The organism is Bradyrhizobium sp. AUGA SZCCT0105, assembly GCF_018129565.1.
GTDB lineage: Bacteria > Pseudomonadota > Alphaproteobacteria > Rhizobiales > Xanthobacteraceae > Bradyrhizobium.
The window spans coordinates 676706-693816 of sequence record NZ_JAFCMK010000001.1; the positions used below are offsets into that span (position 1 = coordinate 676706).

Genomic DNA, 17111 nt, shown 5'->3' on the forward strand with positions numbered 1-17111 from the left:
GCAGCATTTAATTCGATGCAGTTGCATTGAACACGAGGTTCGTCATGGCCGCCCTGAAGCTGATCAGCCACAAGCTCTGTCCCTATGTGCAACGCGCGGTGATCGCGCTGCATGAGAAGGGCGTGCCGTTCGAGCGGATCGACATCGATCTCGCCAACAAGCCGGACTGGTTCCTGAAGATCTCGCCGCTCGGCAAGGTGCCGGTGCTGGTCGTGACCGGCGACGACGGCAAGGAGGTCGCGCTGTTCGAGAGCAACGTGATCTGCGAGTACATCGAGGAGACGCAAGGCGGCGCCAAGCTGCATGCGCAGGATGCGCTCACCCGCGCCGAGCATCGCGCCTGGATGGAGTTCGGCTCGGCCATTCTCGGCGACCTCTGGGGGCTCGAGACCGCGACCGATGCCGCGACCTTCGAGAGCAAGCGGCAGGCGGTCACCGCAAAATTCGCGCGCGTCGAGGCTGCGCTCGGCGCGGGTCCGTTCTTCGCGGGCGACAGGTTCAGTCTGGTGGATGCGGTGTTCGCGCCGGTCTTCCGCTATTTCGATCTGTTCGACCAACTGACCGATCTTGCCGTGTTCACCCACACGCCAAAAGTTCGCGCGTGGCGTAGTGCGCTGGCGCAGCGGCCGAGCGTGCGCAGCGCCGTTTCACCTGATTATCCCGCGCTGCTGCATGCGTTCCTGGTCGGCCACCGCGCGCACATGCTGAAGCTTGCCGCGTAAGCCATGTCGCACTCCATTGCGTGGATCGCGCTGGTCGTCGCCGGTCTTCTCGACGTCGGCTGGGCCATCTCGATGAAATATGCCGAAGGCTATACGCGCCTCGGCTGGACGCTGGTCTCGCTGCTGCTGCTGGCCGCGTTCGTGTTCCTGCTCGGGCGCGCGTTGCAGGTGCTCGGCGTCGGCGTCGCCTACACGGTATGGACCGGCATCGGCGCGGTCGGCACGCTGACCATGGGCGTGCTGCTGTTCAACGAAGCCCTGAACCCGATGAAGGTCGCCGGGATCGCGTTCGTGCTGGTCGGCATCGCCGCGCTGAAATTCGCGCCGGAGTAAATCCGTAGCCCGGATGGAGCGACGCGCAATCCGGGATCAGTTGTGCCACTCGTGAGAGCTGTCCCGGATTTCGCTGCGCTCCATCCGGGCTACAAGATCGGCTCAGCGCACGTTGGCGAGGCGCATGTCGAGATAGCCGGTCACCGTCTCCATCAGCGGCTCGAGCTTGCCGTCGAAGAAATGGTTGGCGCCGGGGATGACCTGCTGGTCGATCACGATGCCCTTCTGGGTCTTCAGCTTTTCGACCAGCGTGTTGACGTCCTTGGGCGGCACCACGGCATCCTTGTCGCCGTGCACGATCAGGCCCGACGACGGGCAGGGCGCGAGGAACGAGAAGTCGTAGAGATTGGCGGGCGGCGCGATCGAGATGAAGCCCTCGACCTCGGGCCGGCGCATCAAAAGCTGCATGCCGATCCATGCGCCGAACGAGAAGCCTGCAACCCAGCAGGCGCGCGCCTCCGGATTGATCGCCTGCGCCCAGTCGAGCGCGCTCGCGGCATCGGACAATTCGCCGGTGCCGTGATCGAACGAGCCCTGGCTGCGGCCGACGCCACGGAAGTTGAAGCGCAGCACCGAGAAGCCGCGATGCGCGAACGCGTAATAGCACTGGTAGACGATCTGGTGGTTCATCGTGCCGTGGAACTGCGGATGCGGATGCAGGATCATCGCAATCGGCGCGTTCTTCTGCTTGGCCGGGTGATAGCGGCCTTCGAGACGGCCAGCAGGGCCGGTGAAAATGACTTCAGGCATTGTGTTCCCTTGATTGACGCGTTCCCTTGATTGACGTCGATCAATCAACCGGTTGGAGCCATCTTCGGCGACGGGCGCGAGCAGAGCGGCTCATGATGAAATCAGCGCAGGCACCGCCGGGCGGCACGCTGGAAGGCCTTCTAGCATGACGCAAGGGGCAAAAATCAAGGAAATTGTGCCGCTTGGCAGAGGCTAATCGGCTCCGTGACGCACGCGTAGCCGGCGCGTCGGCGGCGATCCGGATCGACACATCGAATTGCTCGTTGGCTACCTGAAGTTTTGGTTTGTCATATTGCTATCGCGCGCGGGGCGCGGCGCAAGGAAACTGCGAATGTCTTGCCAGGCAACACGATGGGACTCCCGGCAGGCGTGAAAAATCTCTGGCATCGGTGACTCTGATCTGGTCTCGCTGCCCGACTGTCGCTATGTCGCAGTGGAAGGCCGCAACCACGATGGTTGCCGCGGACAAGTTCGATGGCCGATCGCGTCTATCTCGACTGGAATGCCACCACACCGCTTCGCCAGGAGGCGAAGGCGGCAATGGCTGCGGCATGGGAATTGAGCGGCAATCCGTCCTCGGTGCACAGCGAGGGACGCCGCGCGCGCCGGCTGGTCGAGGATGCCCGCAATGCGGTGGCGAACGCAGTCGGCGGCCGGCCGCAGGACGTCGTGTTTCTCTCCGGCGGGACCGAAGCCAATGCGCTCGCACTGACGCCGGGATTGCGCCGCGGTGCGGGCGCGCCGGTCAGCCGGCTGTTGGTGTCCGCGATCGAGCATGCGTCCGTCCTCGCGGGCGGACGGTTCGCGCGTGAGGCGACCCTCGCGATCAATGTCACGCGCGCCGGGGTGATCGATCTCGATCATCTGCGCGCGCTGCTGGCCGACGGTGCGCCCGCGCTGGTCTCGGTGATGCTGGCGAATAATGAGACTGGCGCCATCCAGCCGGTGGCTGACGTCGCCGAGATCGTCCACGCGGCCGGTGGCCTGCTGCATGTCGATGCGATCCAGGCGTTCGGAAAGATCCCGTTCGATCTCGCCTCGACCCAGGCCGATCTCGTGACGCTGTCGGCGCACAAGATCGGTGGACCGAAGGGCGCAGGCGCACTGGTGCTTGCCGAAGGCGTCGAAGGGCTGGAGGCGTTCCTGCGCGGCGGCGGGCAGGAGCTCGGGCGACGGGCAGGGACCGAGAACGTCGCAGGGATTGCCGGCTTTGGTGCGGCCGCGAAGGCCGCGATGGTGGCGCTGAAGGCCGACGCCGCCCGCGTCAGGGGGCTGCGCGATCGGCTCGAGCATGGGCTGCGGCAGACGCCGGACGTGCAGGTCTTCTCCGATGACGTGAAACGGTTGCCGAATACCGTTATGTTCACTGCGCCCGGCATGAAGGCCGAAACGGCGGTCATCGGATTCGACCTGGCGGGGGTAGCGGTGTCTTCCGGTTCCGCTTGCTCGTCGGGCAAGGTCCAGCCGTCCCACGTCTTGGAGGCAATGGGATACCGTTCAGAGGTGTCCCAGGGAGCGGTGCGGCTCAGTCTTGGCTGGTCTACCACGGAGACAGACGTGGATTTGACCCTCAAGGCTTGGCGAAAGCTCGCCGATACCTTAGTTAAGGGAGAGCGACGAAACACAGCTTGAACAGTTCTAAGCGGGTGATTTCGTCTTCAAAGCATCGTAAGAGACTTCGGAACTTGAGATCCACCGCGGTCCTTGAAACCGCGAGCGGAGGATTGAATGCCTGCTGTACAAGAGACGGTCGAGCGCGTCCGGCGCATCGACGTCGACCAGTATCGTTATGGATTTGAGACGCTGATCGAGTCCGACAAGGCCCCGAAAGGCCTGTCGGAAGACACCGTCCGCTTCATCTCGGCAAAGAAGAATGAACCGGCCTGGATGCTGGAATGGCGTCTGGAGGCATATCGCCGCTGGCTGACCATGACCGAGCCGACCTGGGCGCGCGTCAACTATCCGAAGATCGACTATCAGGATCTTTATTATTACTCGGCGCCGAAGCCGAAGAAGACGCTGTCCTCGATCGACGAGATCGATCCGGAAATCCTCAAGACCTATGAGAAGCTCGGCATCCCGCTCCGCGAAGTCGCCGTTCTCGAGGGCGTCGAGCCGCCGCCTGGCGGCCCGCCGTCGGCCAATCGCAAGATCGCGGTTGATGCCGTGTTCGATTCGGTGTCGGTCGCGACCACCTTCCAGAAGGAGCTGAAGGCGGCCGGCGTGATCTTCATGCCGATCTCGGAGGCGATCCGCGAGCATCCCGAGCTGGTGCAGAAATATCTCGGCACCGTCGTGCCGACCTCGGACAATTACTTCGCGACGCTCAACTCGGCGGTGTTCTCCGACGGCTCGTTCGTCTACGTGCCGCCGGGCGTGCGCTGCCCGATGGAGCTGTCGACCTATTTCCGCATCAACGAGCGCAACACCGGCCAGTTCGAGCGCACGCTGATCATCGCCGACAAGGGCTCCTACGTCTCCTATCTCGAAGGCTGCACCGCGCCGCAGCGCGATGAGAACCAGCTGCACGCCGCCGTGGTCGAGCTCGTCACGCTCGATGACGCCGAGATCAAGTATTCGACAGTGCAGAACTGGTACCCCGGCAATTCGGAAGGCAAGGGCGGCATCTACAATTTCGTCACCAAGCGTGGCGACTGCCGCGGCAAGAATTCCAAGATCTCCTGGACCCAGGTCGAGACCGGTTCGGCGATCACCTGGAAGTACCCGAGCTGCATCCTGCGCGGCGACAATTCGAGCGGCGAGTTCTACTCGATCGCGATCTCGAACGGTTTCCAGCAGGTCGACTCCGGCACCAAGATGATCCACCTCGGCAAGAACACGTCGAGCCGGATCATCTCCAAGGGCATCGCCGCCGGCAAGTCGCAGAACACCTATCGCGGCCTCGTCAGCGCGCATCGCAAAGCCACCGGCGCGCGCAACTACACCGCCTGCGACTCGCTGCTGATCGGCGACAAATGCGGTGCGCACACCGTGCCCTATGTCGAGGCCAAGAATTCCTCGGCGACGTTCGAGCATGAGGCGACGACGTCGAAGATTTCCGAGGACGTGCTGTTCTACTGCATCCAGCGCGGGCTCTCGCAGGAAGAAGCCGTCGGCCTCGTCGTCAACGGTTTCGTGAAGGACGTGCTGCAGCAACTGCCGATGGAGTTCGCGGTGGAAGCGCAGAAGCTGATCTCGATCAGCCTTGAAGGTTCGGTTGGCTAATCCATCCCGCTGACGGCGCGGCCGACGCGCCTTGCGGATGATGCTCAGGAAAAATCAGATGTCTCTGCTTGAAGTGAAAGATCTGCAGGTTCGTGTCGAGGAGCGTGAGATCCTCCACGGGCTGTCGCTCACGGTGAACCCGGGCGAGGTGCACGCGATCATGGGGCCGAACGGCTCCGGCAAATCGACGCTCTCCCACGTCATCGCCGGCAAGCCCGGCTATGAAGTCACCGGCGGCCAAATCCTGTTCAAGGGCGAGGACCTGCTGGAGATGGCGCCCAATGAGCGCGCGGCCAAGGGCGTGTTCCTGGCGTTCCAGTATCCGGTCGAGATCCCCGGCGTGACCACCTGGAACTTCCTGCACGCGGCGCTCAACGCCCAGCGCAAGGCGCGCGGCGAGGACGAGATCTCGTCGCCGGCCTTCCTCAGGAAGGTCCGCGAGGTGGCGAAGTCGCTGAACATCCCGCAGGACATGCTGAAGCGCGGTGTCAATGTCGGCTTCTCCGGCGGTGAGAAGAAGCGCAACGAGATTCTGCAGATGGCGCTGTTCGAGCCGGCCGTCTGCATCCTCGACGAAATGGATTCCGGCCTCGACATCGACGCGCTGCGGATCGCCGCCGACGGCGTCAATGCACTGCGCTCGCCGGAGCGCGCGATGGTCGTCATCACCCACTATCAGCGGCTGCTCAACTACATCGTGCCCGATTTCGTGCACGTGATGTCGAAGGGCCGGGTGGTGAAGAGCGGCGGCAAGGAACTGGCGCTGGAGCTGGAAGAGTCCGGTTACGCGCAGTTCGAAGACGCTGCCTGACAAATGCAGGTTCTCAGATGAACGTTGTTGCAAAGACCGAGACCGGGCGGGCCTTGGGCGATGTGTTCGCCGTCGCGCGCGACCGTCTGCCGGGCAAGGGCAAGATCGCCGATCAGCGCCGCGAGGCGTTCGAGGCCTATGAACGATCAGGCCTGCCGCATCGCCGGATCGAGGATTGGAAATACACCGACCTGCGCGCGCTGATGCGCGAGGTGCTGCCGCTGGCCCCTGCGCCGGATGCGGCAGCCCTGGGGCTTGCCGCTGCTGCGGTCAAGCTGCGGGCGATCGACGGCGTGCGCCGCCTGGTGCTGGTCGATGGCGCGTTCGCCTCCGACCTCTCCGATCTCGGTAATCTTGATAAGGGTCTGAGCATCCGCCCGCTGCGCGAGGTGCTCGACGCCGGCGAGGACGCGCTTTCCGCGCAGCCCTTTGCGTCAGACACGTCCAATCCGATGATCGCGCTGAACGGCGCGATGGCGACCGATGGCGTCGTCATCGACGTCGCCAATGGTACGGTGCTGGCCCAGCCGCTGCACATCGTGCACGTCGCATCCGGCGCGACGCCGGCTGCGATGTTCACGCGCTCGCTGCTCCGGCTCGGCCGCGATACCGGCGTGACGCTGGTGGAGAGCTATCTCGCCGGCGAGGGCGCCAAGGCCTACCAGACCCATGATGGGCTGATCGTCGCGATCGGGGACAATGCCCGGCTCGATCATGTGCGTCTGGTCGAAGACAGCGTTGATGCCTTCAACATTTCCTCGGCGACCGTGACGCTCGGCGCGCGCGCCCATTTCAACACGTTCGGTCTGACCTCGGGCGGTCATGTCAGCCGCTATCAGCTGACGGTCACCTGCGCCGGCGAAGGCTCCAATGTCGAGACCAACGGCGTCAATCTGATCAACGGCGAGCAGCACGCCGACACCACGCTGTTCATGGATCACGCGGTGCCGCATTGCGCGAGCCGCGAGATCTTCCGGGCCGTCGTCGACGATCGCGCCCATTCCGTATTCCAGGGCCGCATCATCGTCCGTCCCGACGCCCAGAAGACCGACGCCAAGATGATGACGCGGGCGCTGCTGCTGTCCGACGACGCGGAAGCCGACAACAAGCCGGAGCTCGAGATCTTCGCCGACGACGTCACCTGCGGTCATGGTGCGACCACCGGTGCGCTCGACGAGAGCCTGCTGTTTTACATGCGCGCCCGCGGACTGCCTGAGAAGGAAGCGCAGGCGCTTCTGATCCAGGCCTTTGTCGGCGAGGCGATCGAGACGATTGCCAGCGACGCGTTGCGCGAGGTCGCAATTGTCACCGCGCAACGCTGGCTTCAGGCGAGGGCGTGAGCATGCACAAGGCGGTCGCCAACGGTTCTTACGACGTCGCCCTGGTGCGGCAGGATTTCCCGGCGCTCGCCATGCAGATCTACGGCAAGCCGCTGGTCTATCTCGACAACGCGGCCTCGGCGCAGAAGCCGAATGCGGTGCTCGACCGCATGACCGAGGCCTACAAGAGCGAATACGCCAACGTGCATCGCGGCCTGCATTACCTCGCCAATGCCGCGACGGAGGCCTATGAGGGCGCCCGCGGCAAGGTCGCGCAGTTCATCAACGCCCGCCGCACTGAAGAGATCGTCTTCACCCGCAACGTCACCGAGGCGATCAACCTGGTGGCATCGTCCTGGGGTGGGGTGAACATCAAGGAGGGCGACGAGATCGTCCTCTCGATCATGGAGCACCACTCCAACATCGTGCCGTGGCACTTCCTCAGGGAACGCCATGGTGCCGTGATCAAGTGGGCGCCGGTCGACGACGAGGGCAACTTCCTGATCGAGGAGTTCGAGAAGCTCCTGAGCCCGCGCACCAAGATCGTCGCGATCACCCAGATGTCGAACGCGCTCGGCACCCTGGTTCCGGTCAAGGAGGTGGTCCGGCTGGCGCACGCCCGCGGCATTCCGGTGCTGGTGGATGGCGCGCAAGGCGCGGTGCATCTGCCGATCGACGTCCAGGACCTCGATTGCGATTTCTACGCCTTTACCGGCCACAAGGTGTACGGGCCGACCGGCATCGGTGCGCTGTACGCCAAGCACGAGCATCTGGTGGCGATGCGGCCGTTCAACGGCGGCGGCGAGATGATCCGTGAAGTGGCCAAGGACTGGGTCACCTATGGCGATCCGCCGCACAAGTTCGAGGCCGGGACGCCGCCGATCGTCGAGGCGATCGGGCTCGGTGCTGCGATCGACTACGTCAATTCGATCGGCAAGGAGCGTATCGCCGCGCATGAGCATGAGTTGCTGACTTACGCGCAGGACCGCTTGCGCGAGATCAACTCGCTGCGCGTGATCGGAACCGCCCGCAACAAGGGTCCGGTGATCTCCTTCGAGATGAAGGGCGCGCATCCCCACGATGTCGCGACCGTGATCGACCGGCAGGGCATTGCGGTGCGTGCCGGCACCCATTGCGTGATGCCGCTTTTAGAGCGGTTCAACGTCACGGCCACCTGCCGCGCATCCTTCGGGATGTATAATACAAGGGAAGAAGTCGACCATCTGGCGCAAGCGCTGATCAAGGCGCGGGAATTGTTCGCATGACCGATACAGCCGAAGTCAAGACGGCCACCATGGAAACCACCTCGGCTCTGCCGGCGGAGGAGACCGAGCGCATGAGCGGCGAGATCGTCGCGGCGCTGAAGACGGTGTTCGACCCGGAAATCCCGGCCGACATCTACGAGCTCGGCCTGATCTACAAGGTCGATCTCAAGGATGACCGCTCGGTCGACATCCTGATGACGTTGACCACCCCGAACTGCCCGGCCGCCGGCGAGTTGCCGCAGATGGTTGAGAACGCGGTTGCCAGCGTCCCCGGCGTCGGCGTCGTCAGCGTCAACCTGGTGTGGGATCCGGCCTGGACGCCGGACCGGATGTCGGACGAGGCGCGCCTCGTCCTCAATATGTGGTGATGCGTTAGAGGATTGAGCCTAAGCTCGAGATTGAATTGCCGCTGGGACTGACCACATGAGTGACATGACACAAGCCTCACCGACCCCAGCCAAGCCGAAGCGACCGCGCCCGCAGGTCATGAGACTGACCGATGCCGCGGCGGAGCGGATCACCGAGCTGACCCAGCGCGCCGATTCCGAGATCGTCGGCCTGCGCGTCGGCATCAAGAACGGCGGCTGCGCCGGACAGTCCTACACCGTCGAATACGCCCACGAGATCCGTCCGACCGATGAAGTGGTCGAGGACAAGGGTGTGAAGATCCTGGTCGATCCGAAGGCCGTGCTGTTCCTGCTTGGCACCGAGATGGACTACGTGGCCGACAGGATGCAGGCCCAGTTCGTGTTCAACAACCCGAACCAGGTCTCCGCCTGCGGTTGCGGCGAATCGGTGCAGCTCAAGCCGGCGACGGTCTGATCGCCGCTGCGCCCTCGCGAGCGCACAATCGCGCTCGCGTTTTGGATCCTATACCCACCATCGTTGCATGTTGACGCCGTCGTCGACCATACTGCGCTGCCAACAGGCTGCGGCTGGCGCGTTTGGCTGCGCTGGAACAATGGTGGGCATATGGACCGCGAATTCCTGACCGACCTGTTCGCCGATTTCGGCCCGGTCACGCTGCGCCGGATGTTCTCCGGCTACGGCATCTCCGCTGACGGCACCAATTTCGCGCTTGCGCTGCGCGCCGGGCTCTACTTCCGCGCCGATGAGGAGACCATCCCGCGATTCGAGGCCGAAGGCTGCGGGCCGTTCCAGTACCAGACGCGCGCCAAGACGGTGACGGTGAACTCGTACTGGCAACTGCCGGCGCGGCTGTTCGATGATGCCGAGGAGCTCGCGGTCTGGGCGCGTTCTGCCCTCGGCGCCGCCCAGCGCGCCGCGCTGCGCAAGCGGCCGAGGAAACGACCGGCCGCGCCGAAGTCGAAGACGCCGGTGAAGAAGGCAGCTGCAAAGAAGGCAGCGGGAAAGAAGACGCCGGCGCCGAAGCCGGGCACAAAACCGTCTTCAGCTTCGAAGAAGCGCGTGAAACGGAAATAATCCTGAGCGGCGCGGATTACGCGCGTCCCAAGGCACGTTCAGGGTTCACGCCACCCGAGTCTGGGTCTCGGCGCTGTATTCCGGATCGGCTTCGCAGATCACGCGGTTGCGGCCGGCGCGCTTGGCGCCGTAGAGGCAAGCATCGGCGCGCTCGATCAGGGAGTCGGTGTCGTCGGCCGGCTTCAGTATGGAGACGCCGACCGAGATCGTGACACGGCCGAGGATCTCGCCGGTCGACTTCTTCTTCAGTTCCTTGGCCATCACGGCGCGGCGGATGTGGTCGGCAACCGTCAGCGCCTGGCGCAACGCGGTGTTGGGCAGCACCACCGCGAATTCCTCGCCGCCGTAGCGGGCGGTGATGTCCTGGCCCTTGATGGTCTGCTTCAGCGTTTGTGCCACCAGCCGCAGCACCTGATCGCCGGTGAGATGGCCGTAGGAGTCGTTGAACGACTTGAAGTGATCGATGTCGAACATCAGGAGCGACAGCGGCTCGCCGCTGGCAAGCGCGGCCTGCACCGCCATGTCGATCGAGCGGTCGAAATATTTCCGGTTGCCGAGGCCGGTGAGCGGATCGGTCAGGCTCTCGGCGCGGATCGCCTCGAGGCTGTGTTGCAGGTCGCTGATCTCCGACTTCGACAGCGCGAGCCGGTTCTCCAATGCCTGATTGGTCTCGCGCATCTCGCGCGTCGATTTGGCCAGCCCCTCGACGATGGTCTTGATCTGGTCGCGGGTGGTCGCGGTCGAGAGCCGGTCGCTGGCGCCGACGAGGCTCGCGTCGTAGGTCGCGGACACGCCGAGCGCATCGGTGATCAGCCGCATGACGGCGTCGATCTCGCCGATGACGCGCGCGCCGACCTTGTCGATGCGGTCCGAGGTCTTGATGTGCGAAAGGTAGGTTTCGTAGATCTGCTCGAGATCGGATTCAGAGAGCTTGCCGCTGCGCGCCAGCGTCTCGTTGATGACCTTGTTGAGCGGTGCGTTGTATCCGGTCGCGTAGACGTACCAGATTTCGTAGTTGCGCGGCACGGCGGTCTGGCGAAGCGAGCGGATCTGGCCAAGCGCGACTTCGGCAAAGGCCAAAGTACGTTCGTGTTCGTCCAGCAGCTTGACCACTGTCACGTCCTCAATACACGCAATGCCGGTCATGCCCGGCAGCAATGACTAAATTATTGGCGCGAGGGTACGGGACGAGAATGAAGGCAAGGTAAATAGTGGAACTACGGGGATTTCGCCGCGACTAATGTCGTACGAGCTCGATTCCGTCGCGGGTCGAGCCCGGCTTTGGCGAGCCTTCCGCTTGCTCGCCATTGCGTTGCGCAACTGAGCGCATTTGCTTCAAACGCGAGCGATCAGCGCGAGCGTCGGTCGCCGGCGGCGACACAGACTCCGCAGGATGCCGCCGCTGGTGCGGCGGCATCGGAGCCGGTCTTAGGCGCGTACGCGCACAGGTCGCAGCAGGAAGGCGGGCAGGTGCGAATGATCGGCGGGCTCGTGGTCCACCTCGCGCTGCGGCCGGCGTGGCTCGGCGCGCCCGATCGACGGCACGTGCGACGGGGTGGCCTGGGGCGAAGAGTTGCGGCCATGGCGCGGTTCGCGCTCCGGCTTGGCTGCACGCTCCTGGCGGGGCTCCTGGTCCTGACGCGGCTCGCGTTCACCGTGACGCGCCTCGCGTTCACCCTGACGCGGTTCGCGTTCACGTCGCGGCTTGCGGCCGCCACGGGCACCATCGCGCGAGCCTTCGCGGCTGCGCGAGCGGCGCGGCGCACCGTCCTCGTCGGAGGCCTCGCTGTGAGCGGTGTAGTCGCCCTCGGCGCGCGGGATCGGCTGGCCGATCAGCTTTTCGATCGCTGTCATCGACTTGCTATCGAGCGAGGTGACGATGGAGATCGCGGTACCGGTCCGTCCGGCGCGGCCGGTGCGGCCGATGCGGTGGACGTAATCGTCGGGGTGGTGCGGCACGTCGAAATTGAAGACGTGGCTCACCGCGGGAATGTCGAGACCGCGGGCGGCGACGTCGGAGGCGACGAGCAGCGGAATCTCGCCCTTGCGGAATTGATCCAGCGCCGCGGTGCGGGCGGACTGATCCATATCGCCGTGGAGGGCGCCGACACTGAAGCCGTGCTTCTGGAGTGATTTGTGAAGGACGGCGACCTCGCGCTTGCGATTGCAGAAGATAATCGCGTTGTTGAGATCCTTGGCGTCGCGCAGCAGGCGGCGGAGGGTCTCGCGCTTGTCATGCGCCTCGCGACCGGCCGGGACCTGCAATTGCGTCACGGTGACGGCGGTGGTTGCGGGTTTGGAGACTTCGATCCGCGCCGGATTGTGCAGGAAGGCCTCGGTGATGCGGCTGATCTCCGGGGGCATCGTCGCGGTGAAGAACAGGGTCTGCCGCGTGAACGGGACGAGCTTGCAGATGCGTTCGATGTCGGGAATGAACCCCATGTCGAGCATGCGGTCGGCTTCGTCGATCACCAGCAGCTCGACGCCGGTGAGCAGCAATCCGCCGCGTTCGGTATGGTCGAGCAGGCGGCCGGGCGTTGCGATCAGGACGTCGACGCCGCGCATCAGCTTGGTGTCCTGGTCGCCGAACGAGACGCCGCCGATCAGCAGCGCCACGTTCAATTTCTGACCGGCGCCGTATTTGTCGAACTGCTCCTTCACCTGCGCGGCAAGCTCGCGGGTCGGCTCGAGGATCAGGGTGCGCGGCATGCGTGCCCGCGCGCGGCCCTTCTCGAGGAGGGTGAGCATCGGGAGAACGAAGGCAGCGGTCTTGCCGGTGCCGGTCTGGGCAATGCCGAGGACGTCGCGCCGGGCGAGGACGTGCGGGATTGCCTGTTCCTGGATGGGAGTGGGGGTGGTGTAACCGGTGGCCGCAACTGCGGCGAGGACCTTATCGGACAGGCCTAGATTGGAAAAAGACATTGAGCCTCTGGTCGAAACCGCCGTTCGGCATCGCAGGTAAAAGGCTGTCGCGTTCGGCCCCGAAACGGCTCGCTTTTCTATAAAGCTCGGGGGCTCTGGCTAACGCTGACGGACGGCAAACCTGACGAATCGCGTTTCGATCCGAGGGCCGCGTTGCCCGCAACATAGGGGCGAAAGCGGTAAAGTCAATCTTGGAACCAGCCGATAGCCGAAAAAGCTTAATGTTTTCGCCAAAATAACCGTCGTTTCCGTCATTTGGCGGTCAAATGAATCACCGGCTCGCTATCTGACGGCGGGGCCTCGGTGAGGGGTGTTCGCGCTGCTTTTCCCCTTAAATCCGCCGCAGCCGGCCCCGCCGCGGGGCGGGCTGCCCTACCAGGCATAACGGACCGCGCCTTTGCCGGCATAGGAGCGGGTCAGGCTGGAGAATTCGCCCTCGAAGCTTGCGAGCGCCGACCAGCCGTTGGCCCATTTCAGTTCGGCCGAGGCGGTGGTCAGGGCGGAGTCGGAGGCTTGCGCCGCGCCGCTCACGACGAAGCCCGCGCCGGGCAGGGCCTGGAAGGTCGCGGCGATGCTGCGGTCGGGGTTGAAATCATGCGACCAGGCGGCGCGGCCGCGTAGCGTCAGAACCGCATTGGAGAGCGCAAAGGATTTGTCGGCGCGCAGGCCGAGCTCGCTGCGGCTGTCGGTGATGCTCTTCGCGTTGTAGGCCAGCGCAAAGGTGTTGGCGCCGACGATGGCCTGCTCGGCGTAGCCCGGTAGCTGGAAGGTCGTGAACTGGCCGGCGGCATAGGGCGTGATGCCGACGCCGCCGATCCACCGCGCAACGAGGCGATAGCCGCCTTCGGCGCGGCCCGACCAGGCGTTGGCGTTGAATTCGGCGCGCAGGCGATCGAGACCCCCGACCGTCACGGTGCGGTCGGTGGTGACGTCCTGCCAGCCGTAGGCCAGCGCACCGGCGAGATACGCCGCGCCGACATTGTGCCGGACGAAGGCGCCGGCCTGAAACAGGTCGGAGCGGCCGCCGCCACCATTAGCGACGTTGAAATTGGTGCCGCCGCCGGCGAGCGCGAAGCCGGCGATAGTGTTTGGCGAGAAGCGATAGTCGGCGCCGATGGCGGTGCCGAACGCCTGGCTTGTGGTGTTGTTCGAGCCGAGTCCGGCGTTGCCGTCGGTCGTCTGTGAGCCGCCGTAGGCCGCCGCCCACACGCTCCAGCGTGGATCGTAGCTCTCGGCAATCGGCGCCTTGCGATAGATCGCGGCAGCGGCGTCGCTGGTCGAACGCCTGGCGGCATAGGCCAGGGAATTGTCATCAGCGTAAGCCGTGGCGCCGGCCGGCATCGCCGTCGCGCCGCGGCCGTCGATGAAGGGATCGAGCATCGTGCCCATGAACTGGTTCATGGCGTTGAAGGTGGTCTGCTGCGATCCGGCGGCGGTCTCGCCGGAGAGCTGGGTCAGGCCGTTGAGGAGGTTGTCGCCCGACAGCTTGAAGATCGCGCTGAACGCGTTGGAGAGGTTGGCGCCGCCGAGCAGGCCGTTGTCGATCGCACCCGCGACTTTGCTGTGGTTGATGCTGGCGTTGGCCGGCAGGATCGGGGAGAGCAGGCCGGGATCGACCGACAGCAGCACGTCGTTGCCGACATGGCTCAGCACCGGATTACGGGCGAGGTTGTTGGCGAGTAGCAGGCTTGCCGAGCCGAACGTGCCGCTCAGCGTTCCCGCATTGACGATCGTGTAGGTGGTTTTCTTGCTGATCCGCTCGAGCGGATCGACGACGACGTTGCCGGCAAGGTTGGCGGTGCCGGTCACGATCGCCTTGTCGCTGATCGTGTTGGTGATCTGCACCAGATAGGTTGCCGCCGCCGTCATGGTCAGGCTCGCCATGGTGATCGTGCCGGGCGAATTGCCGGGCGACAGCGTGCCGCTGATCGTCGCGTTGCCGATGGTGCCATTGCCGCCGAGCGTGCCGGTCGGACCGACCGTGACGCTGGCGTTCGGCATCGCGCCGTTGAGGATGAACGCGCTGTCGACGTTGACCATCCCGGCAAAGTTCGAGTTGTTGCCGGTGAAGCTCCAGTTCGAACCTGCAAGAACCCCAAAATTGGCGAAGCCAGTGCCGAGTTTCGACAGGTCGAAGTTCCCCGCGGTCGTGCCGCCGAACTGCACGATACTGGTCCCGCTGCCGACGATGTTGCCGTTGAACACGGCGCCGGACTGCACTTGCAGCACGTCGTTGGTGCCGCCGAACTGCACCGCGGTGCCACCGGTGCCGGTGATGGTGCCGTTGGCGATCAGCGTGGTGGTGCCGCCCGACGTCGTGATGCCGCTGGTGCCGGTGACGAAGGTGCCGGTGGTGATGAAGATGTTGCCTGGTGTCGAGCGCGAGGCGGATATGCCGATGCCCGTGCTTTGCACGCCGGCCAGCGCGTCGATCCTGATGTCGCCGAGCCCGTCGCGCTGGGCGAAGATGCCGTAGCTGCCAGCGGCGAGGCCGTTCGCAATGACATTGCCTTCCGCGCGTAGCGCCAGCGTTGCGGCGTTGTCGGCACCATGGGTAATGATGCCGCTGATGCCGATCGCCGCCGCGCTGGTCGAGGTGGCGCTCACGGTCCCCTTGGTGACGAGGTCGATGCCGCCGAGTCCCGCGGTGATGGTCGAGAACCTGGAAATGCCGCGGCTCAGCGTGATGCCGGTCGCGGCGCCGTCCGAGGTCGCGGTCACGTCGCCATTGGCATGAACGGTCATGGTGCCGGTGTTGATGTTGGTCGGAGCAAAGCTGGTGCTCGAGGCGCTGATTCCGGTGGCCGTGCCGCCGGCGCCGATCGCGGTGGCTGTTACGGCACCGTCGGCGGTCAGCCGCGTCGCGGCCAGATTGTATTGTCCCACGCTGATGCCGACGACGTTCGACGCGGTGTCGCTGATCGACGTTGCCGTCACTGCGCCGTGCAGATTGAAGTCGACCGAGACCACGCCGCTGGCGCCGAGGGACGCTCCGATCACGTTTGCCACGTAGCCGGACCGTGACATGCCGGTGACCGTGATCGAACCGTTGGCGTTCAGCACCGCCGAGCCGTTGCTGGACGTGCTTCCGAGCCCGGCGGACAGACCGGCGACGGTGCCACCGGCCGAAGGAAGGGTGGAAGCCCTGGTGTCGAAGGTTCCGGAAAGATCGCCATTGATGGTCGCGGTGTTGGTGCCGCCGGCGGCGGAAAAGCTGACCGACGCCAGGGTGCCGAAGAAGGACGTATCGGGGCCGCTTCCCCTGGCGATATTGCCGTCCACGACGAGGCTGTTGTTGGCGCCCCCGGCGGCGTAAACGGACAGCGTACCGCCCGTGATGCCGCGCGTTCGGACCGTCGTGGTGCCGGTGCCGTAGTTCCATAGGCTGACGTCGCCACTAACGTCCTGATTGAGCTTCACCGTGAACGCGCTGGTGTTGGCCGAATTGTTGCCTTCGAGGCGGATGCCCCCAGTGACGCTCGCATTGGTGGTGAGGTCGACGGTGCCGACGCCGCCGTTCTGGAGATAAATGCCGCCGGTGACTGCGCCGTTGGTCGTGGCGGAAAGATTGCGCGCAGAATGAAGGATCTGTCCCATCCGGACGAAGATTCCGCGGCTGCCATTGGTTGCGTCCCCGCTGACTGCGCCTGTCGCGATCGTGACGTCGGACTGGCTGCCGTCGGTCAGGACGTAGATTCCCAAGCTGGCCACGATCTGGCTTCCGACCGTGTTGATGTTGACGCTGGCGTTCGGTCCGCTGCCCGCAACCTGGATCCCGCTGCCGCCCCTGATCGTGCCGGCGCTCTGCGTAATGGAGACCGGTCCGTTTCCGATCGAGGCATTGATCGCGGACCCGTACACGCCGGCGGTGACGTCGGCCGACCCCGTGTAGGTGATCGTGCCTTGGGCGCTGAGCACGACGCCGTCGTAAAAGGTTGATGCGGTGATCCCGGCGAGGTCGTTGTGATTGAAAGTCAGGTTGCCGCCGCTGCTCGCCGCTGCGCCGCCGGTAATTCCGGCGCCGGCGTTGACGGTAACCGTGAGATCGTTTGAGAAACGCGTGACGTTAAGGCGCCCGCCGGCCGGGTTGGCGGCGTCGCAGAGGACGTTGTTTGACGTGGCTATGGTGCCGCTGAGGCCCTGGCAGGCCGCCTGCGCTTCGGTCGCGGCGGCCAGCGCGATCAGTGACGCCGAGCCGAGCAGCGCGCCGCGCCACATCGTCAGCCTGCCGCCGATGCCGATCATAACCTTGCCCCACGCCCCATTGTATCTGCACGTTTCTGGCGCAACGGTCGTGCGCTGTCTTCTCAGTGCGCGCATA

The 17111-nt window shown here is 64.8% G+C and carries 14 protein-coding genes; 10 read left to right on the forward strand and 4 right to left on the reverse strand.

Features of this window, described 5'->3' with window-relative positions:
- The first annotated feature begins 44 nt into the window (after positions 1–44).
- Both JQ573_RS03130 and JQ573_RS03135 read left to right on the forward strand, forming a co-directional pair.
- Positions 45–722 carry a glutathione S-transferase family protein gene (locus JQ573_RS03130; protein WP_212317500.1) on the forward strand — a complete coding sequence of 226 codons (678 nt, stop codon included), beginning with the start codon at positions 45–47 and terminating at the stop codon, positions 720–722.
- Between the two features lie 3 nt (positions 723–725).
- Positions 726–1055, forward strand: coding sequence for a multidrug efflux SMR transporter (locus JQ573_RS03135; protein WP_212317498.1), 330 nt, complete (start codon positions 726–728; stop codon positions 1053–1055).
- A gap of 102 nt (positions 1056–1157) precedes the next feature.
- Here JQ573_RS03135 and JQ573_RS03140 read toward each other — a convergent pair whose 3' ends face one another.
- Positions 1158–1805: an alpha/beta hydrolase gene (locus JQ573_RS03140; RefSeq protein ID WP_016843213.1), complete on the reverse strand. Its 648-nt coding sequence runs from the start codon at positions 1803–1805 to the stop codon at positions 1158–1160.
- A gap of 474 nt (positions 1806–2279) precedes the next feature.
- Here JQ573_RS03140 and JQ573_RS03145 point away from each other — a divergent pair, with 474 nt between their 5' ends.
- The 8 genes from JQ573_RS03145 (at position 2280) to JQ573_RS03180 (ending at position 9868) form a co-directional block, all read left to right on the forward strand.
- Positions 2280–3437, forward strand: a complete 1158-nt coding sequence (locus tag JQ573_RS03145) for a cysteine desulfurase family protein (RefSeq protein WP_212317496.1) — start codon at positions 2280–2282, stop codon at positions 3435–3437.
- A 96-nt stretch (positions 3438–3533) separates the two neighbouring features.
- Positions 3534–5030: a Fe-S cluster assembly protein SufB gene (gene sufB / locus JQ573_RS03150; RefSeq protein ID WP_212317493.1), complete on the forward strand. Its 1497-nt coding sequence runs from the start codon at positions 3534–3536 to the stop codon at positions 5028–5030.
- Positions 5031–5088: 58 nt separating this feature from the next.
- A complete protein-coding gene (gene sufC, locus JQ573_RS03155) occupies positions 5089–5841 on the forward strand; it encodes a Fe-S cluster assembly ATPase SufC (RefSeq protein WP_212317492.1) in 753 nt (250 codons plus the stop codon).
- A 17-nt stretch (positions 5842–5858) separates the two neighbouring features.
- Positions 5859–7181 (forward strand): Fe-S cluster assembly protein SufD, encoded by a 1323-nt coding sequence (gene sufD, locus JQ573_RS03160; RefSeq protein ID WP_212317491.1) that lies wholly within the window; start codon positions 5859–5861, stop codon positions 7179–7181.
- On the forward strand, positions 7178–8425 hold the full coding sequence (locus tag JQ573_RS03165) for a cysteine desulfurase (protein ID WP_176531605.1): 1248 nt from the start codon (positions 7178–7180) through the stop codon (positions 8423–8425). The genes sufD and JQ573_RS03165 overlap by 4 nt, the downstream gene beginning before the upstream one ends.
- Positions 8422–8793: an SUF system Fe-S cluster assembly protein gene (locus JQ573_RS03170; protein WP_092113809.1), complete on the forward strand. Its 372-nt coding sequence runs from the start codon at positions 8422–8424 to the stop codon at positions 8791–8793. Before JQ573_RS03165 ends, JQ573_RS03170 begins: the two co-directional genes overlap by 4 nt.
- Before the next feature lie 64 nt (positions 8794–8857).
- A complete protein-coding gene (locus JQ573_RS03175; RefSeq protein WP_212318024.1) occupies positions 8858–9247 on the forward strand; it encodes an iron-sulfur cluster assembly accessory protein in 390 nt (129 codons plus the stop codon).
- Positions 9248–9397: 150 nt separating this feature from the next.
- Entirely contained in the window at positions 9398–9868 is a 471-nt protein-coding gene (locus tag JQ573_RS03180; RefSeq protein WP_212317490.1) for a TfoX/Sxy family protein, read from the forward strand.
- A gap of 45 nt (positions 9869–9913) precedes the next feature.
- Here the strand turns inward: JQ573_RS03180 and JQ573_RS03185 are convergent, their stop codons facing one another.
- From JQ573_RS03185 to JQ573_RS03195, 3 genes are all read right to left on the reverse strand, one after another.
- Positions 9914–10981 carry a GGDEF domain-containing protein gene (locus tag JQ573_RS03185; protein ID WP_212317489.1) on the reverse strand — a complete coding sequence of 356 codons (1068 nt, stop codon included), beginning with the start codon at positions 10979–10981 and terminating at the stop codon, positions 9914–9916.
- A 315-nt stretch (positions 10982–11296) separates the two neighbouring features.
- A complete protein-coding gene (locus JQ573_RS03190; protein WP_212317488.1) occupies positions 11297–12790 on the reverse strand; it encodes a DEAD/DEAH box helicase in 1494 nt (497 codons plus the stop codon).
- A 372-nt stretch (positions 12791–13162) separates the two neighbouring features.
- A complete protein-coding gene (locus tag JQ573_RS03195) occupies positions 13163–17035 on the reverse strand; it encodes an autotransporter outer membrane beta-barrel domain-containing protein (protein WP_212317487.1) in 3873 nt (1290 codons plus the stop codon).
- Between the last annotated feature and the right edge of the window lie 76 nt (positions 17036–17111).